Below are 21,150 nucleotides of genomic sequence, written 5' to 3'. Positions count from 1 at the left end.
GCTCGGCGGGGGCGTCAGTCCGCGGGCGCCTCGGTCGACGGGAGCGGGAGCACCATGGTGAACGTCGTGCCGACGCCGACCTCGCTCTCCACCCCGATCGTCCCCTGATGGTCCTTCACGATCTGGCGTGTGATGGACAGCCCCAGCCCGCTGCCGCCGGTGGCCCTCCCCCGCGCGGCGTCGGCCCGCCAGAAGCGCTCGAAGACGTGCGGCAACTGCTCGGCGGGGATGCCGTGCCCGGTGTCGCTCACCCGTACGACGGCCTCCGCGGCGCGGCGCTCCAGGGTCAGCCGGACGCCGCCGCCGGGCGCGGTGGCCCGTACGGCGTTGCTCACCAGGTTGCCGACGGCCTGCCGCAGCCGGTCTGCGTCGGCGTGCGCGTACACGGGCGCGGCGGGCACCGTGGCGGTGAGGGTGACCCCGGCGCGCTCGGCCTGGGCCCGGTGGGCGGTGCGGCAGGTCTCCAGCAGCTCGCCCAGGTCGGTGTGGTCGCGGTGGTAGGTGAGGGCGCCCGCCTCGGCGAGCGCCAGGTCCTGGAGGTCGTCGACGATCCGCTGCTGGAGCAGGACTTCCTCGTGGAGCGAGTCCAGCAGCTCGGGGTCCGGCTCGACGACCCCGTCGCGCAGCGCCTCGAGATAGCCGCGCAGATTGGCCAGCGGGGTGCGCAGCTCATGCGCGACGTCCCCGACGAGTCGGCGCTGCCGCTCCTCGCTGGCCTGGAGTGATTCGGCCATGCGGTTGAAGGAGCGGCCGAGTTCGGCGATCTCGTCCCGGCCCGTCACGGGCACCCGCCGGGCCAGGTCGCCCTCGCCGAGGCCGCGGGAGGCCGCGGTCAGGGCGCTGACCGGGCGCAGCACCGTACGGCTGAGCAGCAGCGCGCCGAGGATCGCCGCCGCGGCGACGGCCACGGCCACGGTGACCGCGGGCGCGGCGGCGAGGGTGGACGGGGGGTCGTCGAGGGCGCCGAGCCGGACCTGGAGGGGCGGCGGGGCGGCGTCGCTGATCTGCTCCGCGAAGACCCGCTGAAGGCAGGGGGTGCTGCCCGCCCGCCCGCCCGCACCCGCGCCCGCACCCGCACCCGCGTCCGCGCCCGCGTCCGCGTCCGCGTCCGACAGGCAGGTTTTCGCGGCCTCGTCATACCGGGCGTACTGCGTCGATGACGTCTTCGCGCGCCGGCAGGATCCGCCCGGCGTCGGCGTGCCGCCGTCTCCGGCCTTACGGCCCGCCGCGTACGTCGGGACGCCGTGCTCGTCCCGGCCGACCGTCACCTCGGTGCCCGCCCGGGTCAGGCACGCCGCGTACGCCGCCCCGGAGCGGTACCGGGCGATCTCCACGGTGGTGATCTTGAAGGCCGCCACAGGCGCCAGCCCGGCGGGCAGCCGCAGTTCGGGGCGCGGGTCCACCAGGAGCGGGGCGCCGGGGCCGGTCCTGCGGGGCTCGCGGCCCATGAGGACGTCCGAGTCGGCCAGCACCGCCCCGGACCCGGTCGTGGTGGTGACCCGTATCCGCTGCCCGGTGGCGGTGGCCAGCTCGCGTACGGCGGGGGCGACGCCGTCCCAGGTGCCGTGCCGCAGGCCGTACTGGCGCAGCTCGCTCGTGACGCGGTTGATGTCGGCCCGGTCCGCGGCGGCGGTCTCGTTGGCCTGGCGCGAGGCCTGGCGCAGGGTCAGCCAGGCGGTGGCGGCGGTGGCGGCGACGACGAGCAGCATCACCAGGGCCAGCGCCCGCAGCCGGAAGCTCACCGGTCCGGGTCCGCGAGCCGGTAGCCGCGCCCGTAGACGGTCTCCAGCATGCGGGGCGCCCCGGGCCCGCGCTCCAGCTTGCGGCGCAGGTTCATCACATGCGCGTCCACGGTCCGCTCCAGCACGTTCTGCTCGAAGCCGAAGACGCGGTCGATGATCTGCGCCCGGGTGAAGGCGCGCCCCGGCTCGCCCGCCAGCAGGGCCAGGATGGCGAACTCCTTGCCGGTCAGCGCGATCACCTCGCCCGCCAGCCGCACCTCGAAGCGCGCGGTGTCGATCTCCAGCGCCCCGGCCCTGATGACCGTCGGCTCCCCGCCGGCGGCCCGGGACCGCCGCAGCAGGGCCCTGACGCGCGCGGTCAGCTCCCGGGGGCTGTACGGCTTGGTCATGTAGTCGTCGGCGCCGAGGTCGAGCCCGAGGAGCATGTCCTCCTCGGTGGACCGCGCGGTCAGCAGCAGGATCGGCACCTGGGACTCGGTGCGCAGGATGCGGCACACGTCCAGGCCGTCGACCTGCGGCATCATCACATCGAGCACGATGAGGTCGGGGCGGATGGCCCTGGCCCGGTCGATGGCCGAGCGGCCGTCGTGGACGGTCTGGACGGCGTTTCCCTCCCGTTCCAGATAGATCCGGATCAGCCTCGCCTGCTTCTCGTCGTCCTCGGCGACCAGGACGCGCGCGCTCACCAGCCCACCCCCTCAGACTCGAACCGCGATCAGGTTCTGTTGACGACCGCCGACTGGGGGCGGATCGGCAGCCTGTTGACCGGGCGCCCGGTGGCCGAGCGGACCGCGGCGGCCACCGCCGCCGGGGTGGTGACGACCGGCACCGCGCTGGCGGCCTTGGCACCGAAGGGGGCGACCACGTCGCGCTCCTCGACGAGTTTGACGATGCGGATGTCGGGAACGTCCACGGCGGTCGGCAGGGTGTAGCCGGTGAGGTTCGGGTGGCGGATCACGCCGCGGGAGGTGCGCAGGTTCTCGGTGAGGGCCGCGCCGATGCCCTGGGCGACGCCCGCCTCGATCCGGGCCGCGAGCTGGCGGGGGTTGAGCACCCGGCCGACGTCCTGGGCGACCGTCATGTCCACCACGCGCACCGCGCCGATCTCGATGTCGACGTCGACCACCGCGCGTACGGCGCAGAAGGCGAGGCCGACGAAGGCGTCGCCCTGGCCGGTCTCGTCCAGTGGCTCGGTGGGGTGCGGGCGGCACTGCGCGGTGGCCCACAGCTCCTTGCCCTCCAGCGCCTCGTCGACGGTCGTGGAGAGCACCCCGTCATACGAGGTGATCTTTCCGTCGGCGATGGTCAGCAGCTCGGTGGACATGCCGAACTTGTGCGCGAGCGGCTGGAGCAGCTGGGTGCGGACCATCTTCGCGGCCCGCTCGACCGCGCCGCCCGACACCCAGGTGTGGCGGCCGCGCGCGGCGGGGCCGGCCGGGGGCTGGTCGGTGTCGACCGGGGCGACGTGCACCTCCTCGATGCCGAGGATCTCCTGCACGATCTGGCGGGCCAGGGTGGTGAAGCCCTGGCCGGTCTCGACGGCCGCGCAGATGACGGTGGCCACCGAGCCGGTGACCTTGACCGTGGCCGTGGACACCTCGTCGGCCCCCTCGGCGCCCAGCATGTGCACCATGCCCAGCGCGTAGCCGACGCCGCGCCGCACCGCGCCCGGCTCGCCGGCGCCCTCGGGGCCGCCGGGCAGCAGCCACTCCTCCTCGGGGTCGTCCTCGGGGAGCGGGGGCAGCGGGGCGTCCCGTACGGCGCGCAGCAGTTCGGCGACGGGGGCGGGGCAGGTGACGGTCTGGCCGGTGGGCAGCAGATCGCCGGTCGCCATGGCGTTGCGCAGCCGGATCTCGGCCGGGTCGATGCCCAGCTTGGCCGCGAGCTTGTCCATCTGGCCCTCGTACGCGGCGCACACCTGCATGGCGCCCTCGCCGCGGACATGGCCGGAGGGCGGGTTGTTGGTGCGCACCGCCCAGCCCTCGATGAACGCGTGCGGCACGACGTACGGGCCGCAGGCGAAGGACACCGCGGCGGCCAGCGCGTCCGCGGAGGAGTCGGCGTACGCGCCCGCGTCCAGCAGGATCTGGGCCTCGACCTTCACCAGCTTGCCCTCGGCGTCGGCGTGGTGGCGGTAGCGCAGCAGGGTCGGGTGGCGGTGGGCGTGGCCGAGGAAGGACTCCTCGCGGGTCGCGGCGAGCTTGACGGGGTGGCCGGTGCGCAGCGCCAGCAGGCCGAGGGGCAGCTGCATGCCGGGGTCCTCGCGCTCGCCCATGGCGCCGGGCACGCCGGTGACCACGACCTTGACCCGCTCCGGCTCCAGGCCGAAGCAGGCGGCGGCCAGGTCGCGGTCGGCGTGCGGGTCGGTGGAGGCCGTGTAGATCTCCACGCCGCCGTCGGGGCGCGGGACCGCCAGACCGGCCTCGGCGCCGATGGGCGCCGGGTCCTGACGGCCGATCCGGTACAGGCCCTCGACGATGACCTCGCCGACCACGTCCGGGTCGCCGAAGCGCAGCGGGATGTGGCGCACCAGATTGCCGTCGGGGTGCAGCGGCTCGGCGGCGAACGCCTGCTCGGGGTCGGTGACCGGCTCCAGCACCTCGTACTCGACGGCGATGGCCGCGGCGGCCAGCCGGGCGGTGTCGGGGTGGTCGGCGGCGACCGCGGCGATCGGCTCGCCGTGGTGGCGCACCACGTCCTTGGCGAAGACCTGGCGGTCGGCGACCCGGCGGCCGTGCGAGGCGTCGCCCGGGACGTCGGCGTGCGTCACCACGGCCCGGACGCCCGGCATCCGGGCGGCGGCCGCGGTGTCGATCGAGACGATACGGGCGTGCGGGTGCGGGGAGCGCAGCACGGCGGCCCACAGCAGCCCCTCGGCCCACAGGTCGGCCGCGTACGGGAAGGTGCCGGAGGTCTTGGCGACGGCGTCGGCGGGCTCCAGCGACACGCCGAGGCCGATGGTCGGCGGCTCCTTGGGCGTGAGGGGGACTCCGGCGGCGGGGGTGGCGGTGGCGGCGCCGGTGCCGTCCGCGATTCCAGTCATGCCGTCGCCCTCCCGCTGCCCGTGCCGCTGCCGTCGAAGCCGCCGTTGCCACCGGCGCCGTTGATGCCCGGCGGGCCGGCCTGGTGCGGGATGCGGGCGGCGGCTTCCTGCCCGTCGTGCTGCGCCGCCTCCTCCGCGTCGGCGGCGGCCGCCGCCTCCCTTTCCGTGACGACCTGGCGCACCGCGTCGACCACGCCGCGGTAGCCGGAGCAGCGGCACAGGTTCCCGCAGATCGCCTGGCGGGTCTCCAGGTCGGTCGGGGAGTGGTTGCCCTCCAGCAGGTCGTGCACGGTCATCGCCAGGCCCGGCACGCAGAACCCGCACTGCACCGCCCCGCAGGCGGCCAGCGCGCGCTGCACGTCCGACGGCTGCCCGTCCACGGCCAGGCCCTCGACCGTACGGACCTCGCAGCCCGCGGCGGTCGCGGCGGGCACCAGGCAGGAGGCGACCAGCCGCCCGTCGACCTGCACGGAGCAGGCGCCGCACTCGCCCTGCGAGCAGCCGTCCTTGGCCCCGGCCAGGCCCAGCCGCTCGCGCAGTACGTACAGCAGCGACTCGCCGATCCAGGCGTCGGTGACGGGCCGGTCGGCGCCGTTGACGTGCAGGACGTACGAGGCGCTGGGGTGCTCGCCGTCGACCTGGAGGGCCGCGTCGGCGTCGTCCGGCTGAGGGTCTGCCGGGGCGTCTGTCGCCTCTGTCGCGTCTGTCGCGTCTGTGGCTTCTGCGAGGGCTGGGGCCGCCGGGTCCGCCGCGGCTGCCGCGTCCGGCGCGTCGGCCGGTGCGGCGGGCTCGGCTGCTTCGGGGGCCGCCTCGGCGGCGGGTGGCTCGCCGCCGTCGGCGGACGCGCCGTCACCGGCCGACGGGTCGGCGTCGGCGAGGGGCGCGCCCTGGCCGTCCAGCGCCAACTCGGCCGAATCCCCGGCCTGTGCGGGACCCGCGGGTGCCTGGTGTACCTCGGGAGCCTGGTGTGCCTCGGGAGCTTCTGCTGCCTCGACAGGTTCCAGTGCCTCAGGTACCTCGGGGGCCTCGAACGCTTCGGCCGCCTCCGCGGCCCCCGCCGCCTCAAGGGCATCAGGCGCCTCGGAGGGCGTGCCCTCGGCGGCGACGCCGTGCGGCGGGGTCGCGCCCTGGTCCTCGTGCGCGGAGCCCTCGTGCGCGGAGCCGTCGTCCGCCGGTCCGTCGTAGCCGCCGTGTTCGTCGTAACCGTCGTCCACGAACCCGCCGCGGCCGCCCGTGGGCACCACTCCGTGCGGCGGGGTCCCCGCGCCCTCGTGCGCGTCGGCGCCGCCCTGGCCGCCGTGCGTCAACTCCTCGGGCCAGTCGTCCACCTCGTGGGCGCCGCCGGGCAGCCTCAGGCGGCGCCGGGCGGGGCCCCTGAGCCGCTGCGGGGCGGGGGCGGGGCGGAGGGCGTGGTCGCCGAGCGCGTACTCGCCGGAGTCCTCGGCGCCGTCGTCACCGGCCACCGGAAACGACCACTGGCCGGTCTGCCCGGTCTGGCCCCTCTGACCCACCTGGCCCTGCTGGGCGTGCGGTTGAGCGTGCGGCTGGGCGTGGCCGTGCGGGTCGGGCCCGCTCTGCTGCTCGTGCGTGCCGTCGGCGTAGGGCATCGCCCACTGCGCGGTGTCGTGCGCGCCGTACGGAGACGCCGCCGGGCCGGGGTGCTCGACGACCGGGTATTCGCCGCTCTCCTCGACCCCGTGGTCGCCCACGGCCGGGGCGCCCCACTGGCCGCCGGGCGCCTCGGGCACCTGCCACTGGGCCGCGGCGGCCGGGTCGTTCACCGGATACGCGCCGGTCTCGTCGTAGCCGTCGTCGGCGGCGAAGGGGATCGACCACTGCCCGGCCTGACCCGGCTGGCCGGCCTGCCCCTGCCCGGCGGCGGGCAGGTCCCACCCCCCGTTCCCATGCGGGTCGTGCGGGTCGTGCGCGTGGTGCGGGGCGTGCGGGTCCTGGCGTCCCCCGTAGGCGTACTCGCCCGAGTCACCGCCCTGTCCGGGCTGCGCCCACTGCCCGGAGGCGTCCGCGCCGGCGTCCATCGGCAGCGACCAGTGCCCGGTCCCGGCGGGATCACCCGCCGGGGGGGTCGGCTGCCCGTGCGCGCCGGGGTCGTGCGCCGTCGGCTGCCACTGGCCGCCCTGCGAGGGCGCGCCGGGCACGCCCGTCATGGGCGGGGGCGTGTAGCCGGTGCCGGGGGCCGCGAGCGGGTCCCACCCGCCCGCGAGGGCGGCCGGGTCCTGGAGCGAGTGGTCGGGCGGCAGCTGCACGAAGCCGGTGGCCTCCGCGTCGTACTCGGGGCCGTGCGGCATCGGCTGCCACCCGCTCCCGGGATCCGGCCGGTGCGGCTGCTGTTCGTCACTCACGCGAGTGCCCTCCCCAATGCTCGGCGGGCCAGGGCTGCCACCGTACGCCTCAGATGGATCGCGGCGGGCGGCAGGGGCACCGGCTCGGAGCCGTCGGCGGGCGGAGCCGGGTCGGGAATGCAGGCGGCGGCGACGTACTCGCCGAAGGCGGCGGCCACCTGCGGGTCGAGGCGGCCCCGGTCGCCGTCCCAGTCGATGAGCGAGGCCACCCAGCGCTCGGCCTCCAGCGGGCGCAGCGGCATGGGCGCGACCGCGCCGACCGCGCAGCGCACCCCGCGCCGCGCCGGGTCGAGCACCACGGCGACCGAGGCCGTGGCCCGGCCCGGGCCGGTGCGGCCGGTGGCCTTCAGGAAGGCCTGGGGCGCGTGGAGGATCGGCACCCGTACGAACCCGACGAGTTCACCGGGCCGCAGCATCTCCACGCCGGCCAGCAGATGGCTGACCGGGATCTCACGGCGCGCGCCCTCGGGCCCGGCGATGATGACCGTGGCCTCCAGCGCGGCGAGCACCGGCAGCGCGTCGCCCGTGGGGGCGGCGGTGACGATGTTCCCGCCGAGCGTGCCCGCGTTGCGGATCTGCGGCGGCCCGGCCGCGCGGGCGGCGGCGGCCAGCGCCGGGATGAGCGCGGCGAAGTCGGGGCGGCCCATGCGGGCGTGGGTGAGTCCGGCGCCGAGCAGGGCGTGGCCGTCCAGGTAGCGCCAGCCCCGGATCTCGCTGATCCGGCCGAGACCGACGAGGGCGGCGGGCCGCAGCAGCCCGGAGTTGACGGCGGCCATCAGATCGGTGCCGCCCGCGACGGGCACGGCGGCGGGCATGGCGGCCAGCGCCGCCACGGCCTCGTCGAGCGTGCCCGGCAACGTCACCGTGTGCGCCGCCTGCGGTGCGTGCGTGGTCAACCCAGCTGCCCCTTCCCCGGTGTCCCGGCTGTTGCGCCGTACGGTACGTGCTGACAGCCCGGACGTGGCAACTCTGGCACATCTTCCGAGTCCGCCGTCGCGAGGGTCCGTCAAGCATGGATCCGTCCCCGACCAAGGGGATGGTACGGGTTTGGGACGACGTCTCCGCCAGGTGTGGATTGCCACGTTTCAGGGACCCTCGTACGACTTGGGGTTGCGCCGGGGACCCACGGTCCCAGGCGCATGCCGCCGGGGGGCGCACCTTCCGGTGTGCCTCACACGATCGGGGGCGACCCGTCGATCGGACGTCCGGATACGCCCGGGCGCCGCTGCCAGGGGCGCGGGCCGCCGGGAGGCCGGTACTCCACGCCGAGCGCGTCCAGGCGGGCGTAGTGGGCCGCCATGCGCTCCTGGAAGCCCTCGAAGTCCCGTTCGGACGGGGGCGGGAGGGAGGACCAGACGGTCTCGGCGAAGGCGGCGAGGCGGGGGAAGGTCTGGTAGTCCACGCGCCGCCGGTCCTCCGTCAGCTCCGTCCACACGTTGGCCTGGGCGCCGAGCACGCGCTCCGCGTCGGCGCCGGTGAGCTGGGGCGGAACCGGCTCGAAGCGGTAGACGTCCTCCAGTGTGCGTACGTAGCCGAGGGGCACCGGCTCGTCGTCGCCCGGCGCCTGGCGGTAGTCGAAGTACACGTGCTGCTTGGGGCACATGACGACGTCGTGGCCGGCCCTGGCGGCCGCGATGCCGCCCGCGTAGCCGCGCCAGGACTGGACGGCGGCGCCCTCGGGCAGGCCGGCTTCCGGGAGGACGCCTTCCAGGATCTCGTCCCAGCCGATCAGGCGGCGGCCGCGCTCGGCGAGCCGGCGGCCGAAGTGCCCCAGCAGCCAGCCCTGAAGCTGGTCCACGCCGGCCAGGCCCAGCTCGCGGACGCGGTCCCGGGCGGCCGGGGAGGCCTGCCACTGCTCCCTGGGGCACTCGTCGCCGCCGAGGTGGACGAAGGTGCCGGGGAAGAGTTCCAGGACCTCCTCCAGGACGTTCTCGTAGAAGCGCAGCGTGGTGTCGGTGGGTGAGAGTACGTTCGGATTGATGCCCCAGGTGGTCCAGACTCCGAGGGAGGCGGTGTCGATGACGTCGGTGTTGCCCAGTTCCGGGTGCGCGGCGATGGCGGCCTGCGAGTGTCCGGGGATGTCGATCTCCGGGACGACGGTGATGTGCCGCTCGGCGGCGTAGGCGACGATCTCGCGGATGTCGTCCTGGGTGTAGTAGCCGCCGTGCGGGCGCTCGTCCCACAGCGGCGAGTCGCGAGGGCCGACTTTGCTGCGCTCGCGCCAGGCGCCGACCTCGGTGAGCCTGGGGTAGCGGCGGATCTCCAGGCGCCAGCCCTGGTCGTCCGTCAGGTGCAGGTGGAGCACATTGAGCTTGTGCGCGGCCATGAGGTCGACGTAGGCGAGCAGATCGCCCTTGGGCATGAAGTGCCGCGCGACGTCCAGCATCAGACCGCGCCAGGCGAAGCGCGGGGCGTCCTCGATCACGCCGGCGGGCACCTCCCACCGCTCGCGGGGCGCGATCGGAGCCCGGCGGTGGGCCTCGGGCCCCAGCAGCTGACGGAGCGTCTGCGCGCCCCAGAAGACGCCGGCCGGGCCGCCGCCGTCGATCCGGACGGCGTGGCCGTCGACGGCGAGGCGGTAGCCCTCGGGGCCCAGCTTCCGCTCGATCTCGGGGCTGATCCGGAGGACGACGCCGCTGTCGTGGTCCTGGCCGGGCGCGAGCGGCAGGCCGGTGGCGGCGCCGACCGTGGCGCGCAGCCAGCGCGCGGTGGGCTCGGTGCCCGGCCCCGCCGCCAGCGGGGTCGTGGCGTCCAGGAGGTGGCCGGCGCCGGACAGCGGCTCGTGCGCGCTGCTGGGCGCCGGGATCGGATCCGTCAGCTTCATGGCAAGTGCCTTCCCGGCGGGTGGCCTCGCGGCGAGCGAAGCCTCGTGGCGAGTGGGGCTGCGCGGCAGGGCTCGGCCTGCCACTGCTTCACTGCCCCGAGCGGCCGCTGCTCAGCCGCCCGGCAACTCCCCGCCGAGATGCGGGCACACGTCCGGCCCGCGCCCCGGTCGAGGGGGCGCGGGCCGGACGTGCCGCGCGCGGGGCTCGTCTCCGGCGGTGCGCCGGAGGCGGAAGGCTTACTTCTTGCCGCCGTCCTTGTCCTTGTCGCCGCCGGCGCCCATGCCGTCGAAGATCTCCTTGCACATCGGGCAGACCGGGTACTTCTTCGGGTCGCGACCCGGGACCCAGACCTTGCCGCACAGGGCGACCACCGGCGATCCGGAGAGCGCGCTCTCCATGATCTTGTCCTTCTGTACATAGTGGGCATAGCGCTCGTGGTCGCCGTCACCGTGCGACACCTGCGGTGTCGGCTCAACGAGGGTCCCCGTGCCTGCCCCGCGCTCGGGCTCAAGAGTGCTCATACAGCCCTAGGGTACTCAGGCTCCGGGCGAACGACGGCTCAGCGCCTCCCCTCGGCGCCGGCCGGTGTTCGCCGCCGCGCGCCACCCGCCACCCACCGCTCCCAGTTGGGCGGCCGCCCTCAATTGAGCGAGGGATCGTCCGGATAGGTGGCGACCATCGCCAGTTCGCTGCGCTGGCGGCGCAGCACCGCCCGCCACAGCCGCTCCGGGGCGGGCGAGGAGACATCGCCCGGCTCGGACTCCACCACGTACCACGCGCCCTCGGACAGCTCGTCCTCCAGCTGCCCCGGCCCCCATCCGGCGTAGCCCGCGAAGATCCGCAGCGAGCCGACGGCGGCGGCCAGCAGCTCGGGCGGCGCCTCCAGGTCGACCAGTCCGATCGCGCCGTGCACCCGGCGCCAGCCGAGCGGGCCGTCCTCGGTCACGGAGGAGGCTCTGCCGGCCTCGCCCGGGACCACGGCGACGCCCAGCGCGGAGTCGAGCGACACCGGGCCGCCCTGGAACACCACCCCCGGCTCGCCGGCCAGCGCGGCCCAGGACTCCAGGATGTCGCCGACCCCTACCGGGGTCGGGCGGTTGAGCACCACGCCCAGCGACCCCTCCTCGTCGTGGTCGAGGAGGAGCACCACCGCGCGGTCGAAGTTCGGGTCCGCCAGCGCCGGTGTCGCGACAAGCAGCCGTCCTGTGAGCGAGGACACCTCGGTCATGGACACATGATCCCGCATGTCGGCCCCGGAGGGGGAGTGGAAGACGAGTCCCGTATGAGAGCAGGTCGGGGCGTACGACAGCAGGCACGGCGCATGTAACCGTCCGCTTTCCGCTCCGAACCGAACGTGTTGTGACACATTCATGTCGGTTCTGTGGGTACCTCGGGCATGCGGAGGCGCTCTCCGCGGCCATTACTCTTGCCTTTTGGCCCCCGACCGTCCCAGGAACGCGAGACCAGATGACCCGCTCGAACGATGTCCTGCTCGTCCATGGCGGCACCCCGCTCGAAGGCGAGATCCGTGTCCGCGGCGCGAAGAACCTCGTGCCCAAGGCCATGGTCGCCGCGCTGCTCGGCAGCGGGCCGAGCCGGCTGCGCAACGTCCCCGACATCCGCGACGTGCGGGTGGTGCGCGGGCTGCTCCAGCTGCACGGCGTCACGGTACGCCCCGGTGACGAGGCCGGCGAGCTGGTGCTGGACCCGACCCACGTGGAGAGCGCCAACGTCGCCGACATCGACGCCCACGCGGGCTCCTCGCGCATCCCGATCCTGTTCTGCGGTCCGCTGCTGCACCGCCTCGGCCACGCCTTCATCCCCGGCCTGGGCGGCTGCGACATCGGCGGCCGGCCGATCGACTTCCACTTCGACGTGCTGCGGCAGTTCGGCGCCACGATCGAGAAGCGGGCGGACGGCCAGTACCTGGAGGCCCCGCACCGGCTGCGCGGCGCCAAGATCCGCCTGCCGTACCCGTCGGTCGGCTCCACCGAGCAGGTGCTGCTGACGGCGGTGCTCGCCGAGGGTGTGACGGAACTCTCCAACGCGGCGGTCGAACCGGAGATCGAGGACCTGATCTGCGTCCTGCAGAAAATGGGCGCGATCATCTCCATGGACACCGACCGGACGATCCGCATCACCGGCGTCGACAAGCTCGGCGGCTACAACCACCGCGCCCTGCCCGACCGCCTGGAGGCCGCCTCCTGGGCCAGTGCGGCGCTCGCGACCGAGGGCAGCATCTACGTGCGCGGCGCCAGCCAGCGCGAGATGATGACCTTCCTCAACACCTACCGCAAGGTCGGCGGCGCCTTCGACATCGACGACGAGGGGATACGGTTCTGGCACCCGGGCGGCAAGCTCAACGCGATCGCCCTGGAGACGGACGTCCACCCCGGTTTCCAGACCGACTGGCAGCAGCCCCTGGTCGTGGCCCTGACCCAGGCCTCCGGGCTGTCCATCGTCCACGAGACGGTGTACGAGTCGCGGCTGGGCTTCACCTCCGCGCTGAACCAGATGGGCGCGCATATCCAGCTCTACCGCGAGTGCCTGGGCGGCTCCGCCTGCCGCTTCGGCCAGCGGAACTTCCTGCACTCGGCGGTCGTGTCGGGCCCGACCAAGCTGCAGGGCGCGGACCTGGTCATCCCCGACCTGCGCGGCGGCTTCTCGTACCTCATCGCGGCCCTGGCGGCCCAGGGCACCTCCCGGGTCCACGGCATCGACCTGATCAACCGCGGCTACGAGAACTTCATGGACAAGCTCGTGGAGCTGGGCGCGAAGGTGGAGCTGCCGGGGGCCGGGGAGAAGGCCTAAGGCCCCGGAAACGGCCTCAGAGGGCCCCAGGAACGCCGAAAGGGGCGGCCACCCATCAGCGGGGTGGCCGCCCCTTTCGCATGGGGTCTTACTTGCCCTTGGCGGCTTCCTTGAGCTTGGAGCCCGCGGAGACCTTCACGCTGTAGCCGGCCGGGATCTCGATCGGCTCACCGGTCTGCGGGTTGCGCGCGGTGCGAGCGGCACGGTGGGTGCGCTCGAAGGTGAGGAAGCCGGGGATGGTGACCTTCTCGTCGCCCTTCGCGACGACCTCTCCGGTCACCTCGGCGAGGGCGGCCAGAACGGCGTCGGCGTCCTTTCGGGTCACCTCGGCGCGCTCGGACAGAGCGGCCACCAGCTCACTGCGGTTCATTTTGTACTCCCGTGTTCATCTTGCCAGTAGGCGTGAGATCGAAGCCGATGCTGCCAGGGCCCTCGGACAGTCCCCGGACCCGGGTCTGCTGTTCAGACCCTCGCGCCCGGAACGCATCCTGCCCCCACCTGTGGCGGGAAAGCCAATCCGGGGCCCTGGTGAGTCGCACGGATAGCGCCGTGGCGGCCGTTTCTGCCGACACCCTAAGGGGGCCCGATCGGCTGAACGCCACCCGACGCGCCGTACGACGCGCCGAGCCCGGCCTAGACCGCCGTGGTACCGGTCACAGCCTTGGCGGCGGCCCGCACGGCCCCGGCGACCGCACCCGCGACCTTGTCGTTGAAGACACTCGGGATGATGTAGTTGGCGTTCAGCTCATCGTCGTGGACGACGTCCGCCAGGGCCCGGGCCGCGGCCAGCATCATGTCGTCGTTCACCGTACGCGACTGGGCGTCGAGCAGGCCGCGGAAGACGCCCGGGAAGACCAGCACGTTGTTGATCTGGTTCGGGAAGTCGGAGCGGCCGGTGGCGACCACGGCGGCGGTCTGGCGGGCGATCGCCGGGTCCACCTCGGGGTCGGGGTTGGCCAGCGCGAAGACGATCGCGTCGTCCGCCATGGCGGCCACGTCCTCGCCGGACAGGACGTTCGGGGCGGAGACGCCGATGAAGACGTCGGCGCCGCGCACGGCCTCCTTGAGCGTGCCGGTGACGCCCTCGGGGTTGGTGTTGTCGGCGATCCAGCGCAGCGCGGCCATGTCGCCGTTGCCGTTCGCGCCGGCCAGGTCCTCGCGCCCGGCGTGCACCACGCCGTGGATGTCCGCGACCACCGCGTGGCGCACGCCCGCGGCGATCAGCAGCTTGAGGATCGCGGTGCCGGCCGCGCCCGCGCCGGACATGACCACCCGCACGTCGCCGATCTTCTTGTTGACCACGCGCAGCGCGTTGGTGAGGGCGGCGAGCACCACGATCGCGGTGCCGTGCTGGTCGTCGTGGAAGACCGGGATGTCCAGCGCCTCGCGCAGCCGGGCCTCGATCTCGAAGCAGCGGGGGGCGGAGATGTCCTCCAGGTTGATTCCCGCGAAGCCGGGGGCGATCGCTTTCACGATCGCGACGATTTCATCACTGTCTTGGGTGTCCAGGCACAGCGGCCAGGCGTCGATGCCGGCGAAGCGCTTGAACAGGGCCGCCTTGCCCTCCATGACGGGCAGCGCGGCCTTGGGGCCGATGTTGCCCAGGCCCAGCACCGCGGAGCCGTCGGTGACCACCGCGACGCTGTTGCGTTTGATGGTGAGGCGGCGGGCGTCCTCGGGGTTGTCGGCGATGGCCTGGCAGACGCGGGCGACGCCCGGGGTGTAGACCATGGACAGGTCGTCGCGGTTGCGGATGGGGTGCTTCGACGACATCTCGATCTTGCCGCCGAGGTGCATCAGGAACGTACGGTCGGAGACCTTGCCGAGCGAGACGCCCTCGATGCCGCGCAGCTTCTCGACGATCTCGTCGGCGTGCGCGGTGGAGGTCGCGGCGATGGTGACGTCGATACGGAGCTTCTCGTGACCGGACGCGGTCACGTCGAGGCCGGTGACCGAGCCACCGGAGGACTCCACGGCCGTGGTGAGCTGGCTGACCGCCGTGCCGCTCGCGGGGACCTCCAGCCGGACCGTCATCGAGTACGAGACGCTGGGCGCCGTTGCCATGGCCGACTTCCTCTGCTTTCCCTTGTTTCAGGTTGTCCGGGGCCGCGGTAGTGGTTGCCGGGCCGCGTCCTCAGATAGTTGCACCTACCTTCCGGTACCTGGTAACCGGGCCCGAGTTTCGGAAATATTGTTCAGCAAACGAAAGAGGCCCGCGCCCTGAAGGCTGACGCGGACCTCTTCAACGGTCTGAGTGGCACCGACCCGCCATGCTCGCCTCGCGGCAAGTGGTCGCTCGAAGCGACGAAGGTTGGGCCCGGGGGCTTGGATCGAGCCGGTGCCACAGCAAGGCTAACAAACCATCCCCGGAAGTGATTCCCTCCCCCACGGGTTGATTTTCCGCCCGGGGCTGCTCCGGTCCCGGAGCGGCTCGAGCACTCCCCGGAGCGGAGCGGTCCCGGAACAGGTCAGTCGCGGAGCAGATCGGGGACGCCGTGCTCGTCGGGGTCGTCCCGCTCCCCCGGCACCACGGTCAGCCGCTGCGTGGCGCGGGTCAGCGCCACGTACAGCACGCGCAGCCCCGCCGGGGACTCGTCGGCGATCTCCGCGGGCGAGACCACGACCGTCGCGTCGTACTCCAGGCCCTTGGCCTCCAGGCTGCCCAGGGCCACCACGCGGTCGCCGAGCCCCTCCAGCCAGCGGCGCGCCGCCGCGCGCCGCCGCATGGCGACGACCACGCCGACCGTGCCGTCCACCTCGTCCAGCAGCCGCCGCGCCTCCTCGCGCACCCGCGCCGCCAGCGCCCCGTCGGCCCCGTCCCCGTCCGCCGCGGGTGCGAAGCGCGGCGCCAGGCCGGTGGAGCGGACCGCCTCGGGCGCCTGGGCGCCGGGCATGGCGAGCGCGAGCACCTTCGCCGCGACCTCGGCGATCTCCGCCGGGTTGCGGTAGTTCACGGTCAGCGTGAAGCGGCGGCGCGGGCGGCTGCCCAGCGCCTCGGCGCGGGCCTCGGCCGCCTCCTCCGGGTCCGACCAGGAGCTCTGCGCCGGGTCCCCGACCACCGTCCAGGTGGCGTGGCGGCCGCGCCGCCCGATCATGCGCCACTGCATGGGGGTGAGGTCCTGCGCCTCGTCGACGATCACATGGGCGTAGTCGGCGCGCTCCTGCTCGGCCCGGTCCGCGCGGCCGCGGCGCCGCGCGGTGCGGTCGGCGAAGGTGGTCAGCTCCTCCAGGCCGGTGAGCTGGTCCAGCGGGTCGGCCTCGCGGGGCCTGGCGGGCCGGGCCGGGGCGCCCAGGACGGTGTGCAGCTCGTCCAGCAGCGCCACGTCGTGCACGGACAGCGGCCCCCGGCCGTCCTCGCCGAGCCGGGCCAGCGAGCGGGCGAGCTGCCGCACTTCGCGCTGCGTCAGCACCCGCCGGGACCAGCGCCCCAGCCGCTTCTCGTCGGCCATCGCGGCCAGCACGGAGCGCGGGGTGAGCTCGGGCCACCAGGCGTCCAGGAAGCCGAGGAAGTCGTCCTCGGTGGAGATGTCCTCGTCGAACCCCTCGCGCGCCTCGGCGGCCAGCTCGGGGTCGGTGTAGCGGCGGCCGGCCCCCGACTTGGCCCACAGCGCGTCCAGCAGCAGGCGGCGGGCGCGCGGCCGCAGGAGGTTGACGGGCGCGGTGCCGCCCAGCGCGGCCTGCCTGATCCGGCGCAGCTCGTCCGCGTCCAGCTCGACGCGCGCGCCGAACGCCACGACGCGCAGCCGCTCCGGCGGCCCGGCCCGGCCGGGGCCCGCGGGCAGCTCCAGGGCGCCGCGGGCGGCCTTGCGCAGCACCCGCGTCATCCGGGCCGAGCCCTTGACGCGGGCCACGGCCGGCTCGTCGTACGCGGTGGCCTCGGCGCCGTCCACCAGCGACCCGACCGCGCGGATCGCGACCTGCCCCTCCTCGCCGAGCGAGGGCAGCACGCCCTCGGTGTAGGCGACCAGCAGCGGGGTCGGGCTGACGACCAGGATCCCGCCCGCGTACCGCCGCCGGTCCTGGTAGAGCAGGTACGCCGCGCGGTGCAGCGCGACCGCGGTCTTGCCGGTGCCCGGGCCGCCCTCCACCTCGGTGACGGAGGCGGCGGGGGCGCGGATCACCAGGTCCTGTTCGGCCTGGATGGAGGCGACGATGTCGCGCATGGTGTGGCCGCGGGCCTGGCCGAGCGCCGCCATCAGCGCGCCGTCGCCGACGACCGGCAGGTCCGCGCCGTCCAGGGTCGCGGTGAGTTCGGGGCGCAGCAGGTCGTCCTCGACGCCGATCACCCGGCGGCCCTTGCTGCGGATGACGCGGCGGCGCACGACCCGGCCGGGGGCGACGGGGGTGGAGCGGTAGAAGGGGGCGGCGGCGGGGGCCCGCCAGTCGATGACGAGGGGGGCGTAGTCGGCGTCCAGGACGCCGATGCGGCCGATGTGCAGGGTCTCTGCGATCTCCGCGCGGTCGCCGCCGTCCTCGCCGCCGGGCTGGATGGCGTCGTCGGCGGGCTCGACGGAGGTGTACGCGCCGTCCGGGCCGCGCTCCCCGTCCTTGCCGAGCAGCAGGTCGATGCGGCCGAAGAGGAAGTCCTCGAACTCGCTGTTGAGTCGGTTGAGGTGCACGCCGGCGCGGAAGACCTGGGCGTCCCGCTCGGCGAGCGCGCCGGGCGTGCCGACCTGGCCGCGCTTGGCGGCGTCGTCCATCAGGAACTCCGCCTCGTGGATCTTCTCCTCGAGGCGGCGGTAGACGCGGTCCAGATGCGCCTGCTCGCCACGGATCTCCCGCTCGCGGACCCCGTCCCCGCCGTCCTGGTGAGCGCCGTCCTGGTTCCCGCCGTCCTGGTTCCCGGCGTCCCGGTTCCCGGCGCCCTGGTTCACACCGTCCTGGTTCACGGCGTCCCGTTGCGCGGCGTCCCGTTCGGCGGCGGGCCCGGGTCTGTCCGGTCTCGCCTCCCGGCTCGCGTGCGTGGCGTTGTGCGCGGCCACCCAAGCCCCCTTCTGTGTGCGTAGGGCAGCCGTCAACCGTACACCAGGGGCCTGGCTAGACCTTGACCACGGCCAACCGCTCGCCGTCCAAAGTGCGGACCTCGAAGCGGTCGATCTGGTCGGGGTTCATGGCCGCGCCGCCCAGGGCGTACAGCGGCTCCCTGCTCCAGCGGGAGGCGTCGCCGTCCTTGATGCCGTAGCCGGTGCTGGGCACGGCCCAGGTGGTGACGGTCTCCTCGTGGCCGTCCTTGCCGACGGCGACCAGGTCGCAGGTCTTGGGGCCCTTCACGTTGGCCAGCTTGAGGGCCACCGACGTGCCCCACCCCTTGGCCTGGAGCGAGACGACGGCTTCGACGTCGGTGCCGGGGTCGGTGGAGCCGGACTTCCGGCCCTGGTCGAACGCCGCCTTCGCCGGGGTGGCCGCCACCGTGCCGCCGCCGCTCCCGCCGCCGTCGTCCGAGGTCAGCGCGGCGCCGGCGAACGGACCACCGATGATCAGGGCGATGGCCGCGGCGACCAGGTACAGCCGGCGCCTGCGGTTGCCGCGGCGGCTCTTCGCGACGTCGTCCATCAGCCGGCCGAGCAGCTCCGGCCCGGGGCGGGCGGTGATGGTGGCCGGGTCGAGGACGGTCCGGCCGTCGGCGGACGTGGCGAACTCGGCCAGCAGCGGCGGGATGTCCATCAGCCGCTCCAGCTCCGCGCCGCAGCGGTCGCAGCCGAGCAGGTGTTCCTCGAAGCGGGCCGCGTCCGCCGGGTCCAGGACGCCGAGGGCGTAAGCACCGACGGCGGTGTGCTGCTGGTCCTCCGCTGCCGGCATCATGCCGTAACCCCCCGTTCCTCGAGCGAGAGCCGCAGGGCGCGCAGCGCGTAGAAGACCCGGGACCGGACCGTCCCGGGCGGTACGCGGAGCACCTCGGCCGCCTCGTTCACCGTACGCCCCTTGAAGTATGTCTCGACCAGTGCCTCCCTATGCGCGTCGGTGAGGTCGGCGAGCGCGTCGGAGATCGTCATCATGCGCAGCGCGCGGTCGATCTCGTCGGCGGCGGGGACGGCGTGCAGGGGCGTCGGGTCGACTTCCTGGGGGCGGGCCCGGCGGCCGCGGTGACCGTCGATGACGATGCGCCGGGCCACGGTCACCAGCCAGGGGCGCAGCGAGCCGCCGGTGCTCCGCAGCTGGTCGGCGTTGCGCCAGGCCCGCAGGAGCGTCTCCTGGACCACGTCCTCCGCGCGGTGCCGGTCGCCCGCGACCAGGCGCAGGACGAAGGCGAGAAGCGGGCCCGCGTGCTCTTCGTAGAGCGCGCGCATGAGCGCGTCGTCCGGTGTCGTCCTCTCGGTCACGGGGAGCATCCTTGCGCAATCCCCACCGCGCGGTCGAGGGGGGCGGGTTCAGGCGCGGGTGGGGCGGTTCAGGCGCGGGTGACCCGGCGGCGGTGCCGCGCCACGCGTTCGCGGTTGCCGCAGACCTCGCTGGAACACCAGCGGCGGCGGCGACCGCGCGAGGTGTCGAGGTAGAGCAGCGAGCAGGTCTCCCCCTCGCACTGGCGCAGCTGCCCCCGCGCCACGGGGTCGGTGAGCAACTCCACGGCGTCCCGGGCGACCTGGGCCAGCAGCGCGCCGCAGTCGGGGGTGGCGGCGAGGGTGCGTACGAGGGTGCCGTCGGCGCCGCGTACGGCCCGGACGGCGGGCGGGGCGGTGGAGGCCAGGGCGTTCACCCGCTCCAGGTCGGCGCCCGCGGCGCGGCCCTCGACCTCGGTGTGCACGATGCGATGGAGCAGGTCGCGGGCGGCGCGGAAGCGGGCGAGCCAGCTGCCGTCCACGACGTCGAGGGCGGTGTCGCGGGGCACCAGGCCGGCGCCGACGAGCCACGCCTTGAGCGGTTCCACCCCGTCCAGCCGCTCCACCGGGGTCTCGCTCAGCCGCCCGCCGACCGTGGCCACCAGGTCCAGACAGATCCGTCCGGAGTCGAACCGCAGGTCGTAGGCCGACGCCGACGTCATGTTCCTGTCACTCCCTCGGGTCGCCGTGCGGTCACGCGGAAGGGCATGCCCTCCCAGAGTGCCCGCCCCGGCGCGAGCCCGGAACCCCAACGGCCTCAAGCATCGGCGTACTTGGCGTCCGAGGAGGGGTCGAGCGCCAGCCGGTAGCCGCGCTTGACGACCGTCTGGATGAGCTTCGGCGCCCCCAGGGCCGTGCGCAGGCGCGCCATCGCCGTCTCGACCGCGTGCTCGTCGCGCCCCGCGCCCGGCAGGGAGCGCAGCAGATCGGCGCGGGGCACGACCCAGCCGGGGCGGCGGGCCAGCGCGCGCAGCAGGGCCATCCCGGCCGGGGGCACGGCCCGCAGCTCCCCGTCGACCAGCACCGCGTGGCCGCGGATCTCCAGACGGCGCCCGGCCACCGGCAACGGCCTTACGCGCCCGGGCAGCTCACGGGTCAGCAGCTGGACGAGCGGGCCGAGGCGGAAGCGCTCCGGCTGGCTGGTGGGGATGTCGTGGGCCTCCAGCGGCAGCGCGGTGACCGGCCCCACGCAGGCCGGCAGCACGTCATGGCGCAGCGCGTCGAGCAGCTCCTCGCGCATGCCGCGCCGCTCGGCCCGGTCCAGCAGGCTCGCGGCGGCAGGGGCGCTGGTGAAGGTGACGGCGTCCAGGGCGCGGGCGACCGTCGCGTCCAGGAGGCGGTCCAGGGGGGCGAGGTCCTCGGGCGGCATCCAGCGGTACACCGGTACGCCGACCACCTCCGCGCCCGCCGCGCGCAGCGACTCGACGAAGCCGGGCAGCGGCTCGCCGTGCAGCTGGACCGCGATCCGGCTGCCCTCGACCCCCTCCTCCAGGAGCCGGTCGAGCACCTCGGCCAGCGACTCGGACGCCGGGGACCACTCCTCGGTGAGCCCCGCCGCCCGGATCGCGCCGCGCACCTTGGGGCCGCGGGCCAGCAGCCGGGCGCCGCGCAGCCGGGCCAGCAGGGCCTCGCCCAGCCCCCAGCCGTCGGCGGCCTCCACCCAGCCGCGGAAGCCGATGGCGGTGGTCGCGATCACCAGGGCGGGGGCGTGGTCGAGCAGCTGCTTGGTGGCGCTGAGGAGTTCCGCGTCGTCGGCGAGCGGCACGATGCGCAGCGCGGGCGCGTGCACGACGGCCGCGCCGCGCCGCCGCAGCAGGGCACCCAGCTCGTCCGCGCGGCGGGCGGCGGTGACGCCGACGGTGAACCCGGCGAGGGGGCCGGTGGCGGGGGCCTTGGCGACCGGGTCCGTGGGGGCGGGGCCGGCGGCCGGGGCCGGCGCGGCGGGCGCCCCGGGGGCCGTGCTCTCGGCGCTGTGGTCTCGGTGCATGGTTCTCGTCCCGATCCGCTGTCGTATGGGCGCCCTCCGCGGCCTCATCTCGACGCCCATCCTGT

At 74.6% G+C, this 21,150-nt stretch carries 16 protein-coding genes; 1 reads left to right on the top strand and 15 read right to left on the bottom strand.

Annotation, left to right across the window (positions count from 1 at the left end; all coding sequences use genetic code 11):
- Positions 1-14: 14 nt before the first annotated feature.
- The 8 genes from ABFY07_RS33395 to ABFY07_RS33360 form a co-directional block, all read right to left on the bottom strand.
- Positions 15-1,742, bottom strand: a complete 1,728-nt coding sequence (locus tag ABFY07_RS33395; protein ID WP_346178078.1) for a sensor histidine kinase — start codon at positions 1,740-1,742, stop codon at positions 15-17.
- A complete protein-coding gene (locus ABFY07_RS33390) occupies positions 1,739-2,428 on the bottom strand; it encodes a response regulator transcription factor (RefSeq protein WP_346178077.1) in 690 nt (229 codons plus the stop codon). Before ABFY07_RS33390 ends, ABFY07_RS33395 begins: the two co-directional genes overlap by 4 nt.
- Before the next feature lie 29 nt (positions 2,429-2,457).
- Positions 2,458-4,785, bottom strand: a complete 2,328-nt coding sequence (locus ABFY07_RS33385; RefSeq protein ID WP_346178076.1) for a xanthine dehydrogenase family protein molybdopterin-binding subunit — start codon at positions 4,783-4,785, stop codon at positions 2,458-2,460.
- Positions 4,782-7,145: a 2Fe-2S iron-sulfur cluster-binding protein gene (locus ABFY07_RS33380; protein WP_346178075.1), complete on the bottom strand. Its 2,364-nt coding sequence runs from the start codon at positions 7,143-7,145 to the stop codon at positions 4,782-4,784. Before ABFY07_RS33380 ends, ABFY07_RS33385 begins: the two co-directional genes overlap by 4 nt.
- On the bottom strand, positions 7,142-8,041 hold the full coding sequence (locus ABFY07_RS33375) for an FAD binding domain-containing protein (RefSeq protein ID WP_065960132.1): 900 nt from the start codon (positions 8,039-8,041) through the stop codon (positions 7,142-7,144). Before ABFY07_RS33375 ends, ABFY07_RS33380 begins: the two co-directional genes overlap by 4 nt.
- Before the next feature lie 275 nt (positions 8,042-8,316).
- Positions 8,317-9,969: a beta-N-acetylhexosaminidase gene (locus ABFY07_RS33370; RefSeq protein ID WP_346178074.1), complete on the bottom strand. Its 1,653-nt coding sequence runs from the start codon at positions 9,967-9,969 to the stop codon at positions 8,317-8,319.
- Positions 9,970-10,206: 237 nt separating this feature from the next.
- On the bottom strand, positions 10,207-10,491 hold the full coding sequence (locus tag ABFY07_RS33365) for a DUF3039 domain-containing protein (RefSeq protein ID WP_076972165.1): 285 nt from the start codon (positions 10,489-10,491) through the stop codon (positions 10,207-10,209).
- Between the two features lie 119 nt (positions 10,492-10,610).
- Positions 10,611-11,198: a YqgE/AlgH family protein gene (locus ABFY07_RS33360; RefSeq protein WP_065960137.1), complete on the bottom strand. Its 588-nt coding sequence runs from the start codon at positions 11,196-11,198 to the stop codon at positions 10,611-10,613.
- A gap of 239 nt (positions 11,199-11,437) precedes the next feature.
- On the opposite strand from ABFY07_RS33360, the gene murA reads away from it, so the two are divergent.
- Positions 11,438-12,781, top strand: coding sequence for a UDP-N-acetylglucosamine 1-carboxyvinyltransferase (gene murA / locus ABFY07_RS33355; protein WP_346178073.1), 1,344 nt, complete (start codon positions 11,438-11,440; stop codon positions 12,779-12,781).
- Positions 12,782-12,869: 88 nt separating this feature from the next.
- Here the strand turns inward: murA and ABFY07_RS33350 are convergent, their stop codons facing one another.
- The 7 genes from ABFY07_RS33350 to ABFY07_RS33320 form a co-directional block, all read right to left on the bottom strand.
- A complete protein-coding gene (locus tag ABFY07_RS33350) occupies positions 12,870-13,151 on the bottom strand; it encodes an HU family DNA-binding protein (RefSeq protein ID WP_009717479.1) in 282 nt (93 codons plus the stop codon).
- A 263-nt stretch (positions 13,152-13,414) separates the two neighbouring features.
- Positions 13,415-14,845 (bottom strand): NAD-dependent malic enzyme, encoded by a 1,431-nt coding sequence (locus tag ABFY07_RS33345; RefSeq protein ID WP_346178072.1) that lies wholly within the window; start codon positions 14,843-14,845, stop codon positions 13,415-13,417.
- A 404-nt stretch (positions 14,846-15,249) separates the two neighbouring features.
- A complete protein-coding gene (locus ABFY07_RS33340; RefSeq protein WP_346178114.1) occupies positions 15,250-17,556 on the bottom strand; it encodes a HelD family protein in 2,307 nt (768 codons plus the stop codon).
- Between the two features lie 262 nt (positions 17,557-17,818).
- The gene (locus tag ABFY07_RS33335; protein WP_346178071.1) at positions 17,819-18,583 is read right to left on the bottom strand and encodes a zf-HC2 domain-containing protein; all 765 of its coding nucleotides are present in this window, start codon (positions 18,581-18,583) and stop codon (positions 17,819-17,821) included.
- On the bottom strand, positions 18,580-19,110 hold the full coding sequence (locus ABFY07_RS33330; protein ID WP_346178070.1) for a sigma-70 family RNA polymerase sigma factor: 531 nt from the start codon (positions 19,108-19,110) through the stop codon (positions 18,580-18,582). The genes ABFY07_RS33335 and ABFY07_RS33330 overlap by 4 nt, the downstream gene beginning before the upstream one ends.
- A gap of 59 nt (positions 19,111-19,169) precedes the next feature.
- A complete protein-coding gene (locus ABFY07_RS33325) occupies positions 19,170-19,760 on the bottom strand; it encodes a CGNR zinc finger domain-containing protein (RefSeq protein ID WP_346178069.1) in 591 nt (196 codons plus the stop codon).
- A 95-nt stretch (positions 19,761-19,855) separates the two neighbouring features.
- Positions 19,856-21,085, bottom strand: coding sequence for a uroporphyrinogen-III synthase (locus ABFY07_RS33320; RefSeq protein ID WP_346178068.1), 1,230 nt, complete (start codon positions 21,083-21,085; stop codon positions 19,856-19,858).
- Positions 21,086-21,150: the final 65 nt, after the last annotated feature.

Source organism: Streptomyces sparsogenes subsp. cuspidosporus (assembly GCF_039532705.1).
Classification (GTDB): Bacteria; Actinomycetota; Actinomycetes; order Streptomycetales; family Streptomycetaceae; genus Streptomyces; species Streptomyces sparsogenes.
This window is presented reverse-complemented; position numbering and strand designations above follow the sequence as displayed.